The 2,901-nt window shown below is 44.0% G+C and carries 2 protein-coding genes; one reads left to right on the top strand and one right to left on the bottom strand.

The genetic code is table 11. The features are described 5' to 3' along the window. Positions 1-108: 108 nt before the first annotated feature. On the bottom strand, positions 109-1,197 hold the full coding sequence (locus A37S_RS0122360) for a Fic family protein (RefSeq protein ID WP_028298867.1): 1,089 nt from the start codon (positions 1,195-1,197) through the stop codon (positions 109-111). A gap of 462 nt (positions 1,198-1,659) precedes the next feature. Between A37S_RS0122360 and A37S_RS0122350 the strand changes: the two genes are divergently transcribed. Then, entirely contained in the window at positions 1,660-2,895 is a 1,236-nt protein-coding gene (locus tag A37S_RS0122350) for an IS256 family transposase (RefSeq protein WP_028298865.1), read from the top strand. Positions 2,896-2,901 lie beyond the last annotated feature (6 nt).

Below are 2,901 nucleotides of genomic sequence, written 5' to 3'. Positions count from 1 at the left end.
TAAAAAAAGCCATCGTTAAAACGACTGAAATCGCTTTGTGAAAAGTCAGTTTTCTAAGCAAATTTTAGAAAATCGGGGTTGTGCAACGGTTACCCGTGTTATCGGCTGTTATTCTTTGTTCTCCAATATTTCCAATAGTTGTTGGTTCAAGTATAATTTTTCTTTTCCGACTTTTACTGATTTCAAAAATCCGCTTTCTTCTAACGCTATCAAATAATTTCCGACTGTCTTTAAGTTTCCGATGTTTTCATCAATTAGATGTTGGCGTTTGGTGTATGGCAAACGGAACAAAATTTCAATCAAGTCTTTTGAATAAATTTTCGGCAATTTTCTTTTGATTTCGTTTGCGGTTTTGTCCATTATTGTTGCGATTTTATTCAGTCGTTCTAAGCCTTTTACCGAAGTTTCTTCAATCATATCCAACATATACAAAATGTAGGCTTCCCACTCGTTGTTTTCGGTTACGCTACGCAAACGCTTGTAATAATCCGCTTTATGTTTTATAATGTATTCACTCAAATAAATTGCAGGTGTATCCAACAAACCCGAAAGTTTGAGATACAGCAACAATAAAATTCGTCCTGTTCTTCCGTTGCCGTCTGAAAATGGGTGTATCGCTTCAAACTGATAGTGCATTAATGCCATTTTGATAAGAGGGTCAATGCTTTCATCTTCGTTGATGAACTTTTCCAAATTCGCCAATTTTTCACGGATAACCTTTTCGCCACTTGGCGGTGTGTAAATTACTTCGCCTTTTGTGTTGCTTAATGTCGTTCCGGGTGTAACCCGAATTGAAGCCGTATTTTGTTTGATACATTGAACAATGCTAATGCAAAGATTGGTTGTGATGAACGGTTTTTTCTTTAACTGTTCCAATCCCAACCAAAGAGCCTCTTTGTAACTCAAAACTTCTTTGGTGGCTGAATTTTCAACTTTTCTGTCAGCTACCAACGATTTGTAAAGTTCATCGTTTGTTGTAATGATGTTTTCTACTTCAGAACTTGCTTTTGCTTCTTGTAAATAAATCGTGTCTAAAAACAGAGTTGGATTGGGCAAATTCATTAAAGTGCCATTCAGTTGAGCCAAAGCCCTACCTGCCGAAATGGTTTTGCGAAGTATCTTTTTCGTTTCAATGTCTGCCTTTGGCGGTAGCAAAGGCAAGTCGTTATACGGTATTTTACGGTCGAATTTGCTCATATTCTTCAAGTGTAAGTTTTACTCTCGTTTTTAATACAAGGGTAAAAATACTAAAAATTTACTCTCGTTGAAAAGATAAGGGTAATTTTTACCCTCGTTAGTTTTGACTGTCAGTTGTGAATGTTGTAAGTTTTCTTTACCAATTCCAAGAGTTTCAGCGTTTCAATAAAGTCGCCCTTAAATCGCTTGTCAAACGGATTGATTGTGTCAAAATGCCAACAATCAAAAATGGCGGGAAATTGTTTGGTTACAAAAATGTAATCAGTAATGATGTTCGTGATAAAGTTAATATTGCCGTAAGCAATCGCTAAAAGTAAATACGGTTTTATTAAATCGGGATATTGTTCACACCAAGTTTGATGGGAAAGAAAATGGCGGTGTGCTTCGAGAGTGTACCCCCAACTGTGTCACTGGATAAAACGAATAAATAGTTTTACATTCGAAATATCAAGTGACATGCTAATGAAAGAGAAAAGCCCATTTGACTTCGAGCGCTTCAAGCAGGAAGCGATGGAAGGTTTGTACGCTGGCAAGAAGGCCGGCGGCACTGACGGCGTATTGGCGCCCATGCTGAAACACCTATTGGAATCCATGCTGGATGGCGAGTTGGATAACCACCTTGAGGAGGATAAATCCTCCGGCGGGTCCAACCGGCGCAATGGCAAGGGCAGGAAAACGGTCAGGAGCCTGAGCGGTGGCAGCTTCGAGCTGGAAACGGGCCGTGACCGCGAAGGCTCATTTGAGCCCAAGATCGTGCCTAAACGACAACTGATCATCACCGAGGAACTGGAGGGCAATGTGTTGAGCATGTATGCCCGCGGCATGGGCACACGTGCCATCAGCGATTACATCCGGGAGATGTATGCCATGGAGATATCGGCCACGGAGATATCCCGTATCACCGATGCGGTGCTTCCGGCGGTAACCGAATGGCGCAGCCGTCCGCTGGATGCTGTTTACCCGTTCGTTTTCCTGGACTGCATGCATTACAAAATCCGGCATAACGGGGCGGTCGAGAGCCGTGCCATCTACAACATCCTGGGGATTGATATCGATGGCCGCAAGGACCTGATCGGTCTCTACCTTTCGGAAGCCGAGGGTGCCAAGTTCTGGCTCTCGGTACTGACCGACCTGAAACAGCGTGGTGTGGAGGATATCTTGATCGCCTGCATCGATGGGCTGAAGGGCTTTCCCCAGGCCATAGAAGCGGTTTTTCCCAAGACCCGTGTCCAGCTGTGCATCGTCCACCAGATACGCAGCAGCATGAAGTATGTTCCCGATAGGGAGAAGAAAACCGTGATGGAAGATCTCAAGCCTGTCTACAAAGCCGTGAACGCAGAACAGGGCTATGAAAGATTGCTTGAGTTCGAGGAGAAATGGGGCAGGAAATACCCGCTCACGGCCAAATCGTGGCTGCAGAACTGGGATAACCTCTCCACGTTCTTCGAATATGACGGGGATGTGCGAAGGGTGATCTACACCACCAATCCCATCGAGGGGATGCACAGGCAGGTGCGCAAGATCACCAAGACCAAGGGGGCTTTCACCTCCCAACAGGCGCTGCTGAAGCTTCTTTACCTGGTAATCCGGGAAATCACCAAGAAATGGACCATGCCCATCCATAATTGGGGCTTGACCATCTCTCAGCTTTATATTAAATTTGGTGACAGGCTACGCCTGGATCAAAGCAGTGTTTAGGAATAG

The sequence above is a fragment of the Olivibacter sitiensis DSM 17696 genome, from assembly GCF_000427965.1.
In the GTDB taxonomy this organism is placed as follows: Bacteria; Bacteroidota; Bacteroidia; order Sphingobacteriales; family Sphingobacteriaceae; genus Olivibacter; species Olivibacter sitiensis.
Note: the sequence above shows the minus strand (reverse complement) of the source record. Positions and strands in the feature narration are given on the sequence as shown.

Excerpts from the sequence above, each read along its gene's own strand:
- A37S_RS0122360 (WP_028298867.1), bottom strand. The coding sequence starts at position 1,197 with ATGAGCAAATTCGACCGTAAAATACCGTATAACGACTTGCCTTTGCTA.
- A37S_RS0122350 (WP_028298865.1), top strand. The coding sequence starts at position 1,660 with ATGAAAGAGAAAAGCCCATTTGACTTCGAGCGCTTCAAGCAGGAAGCG.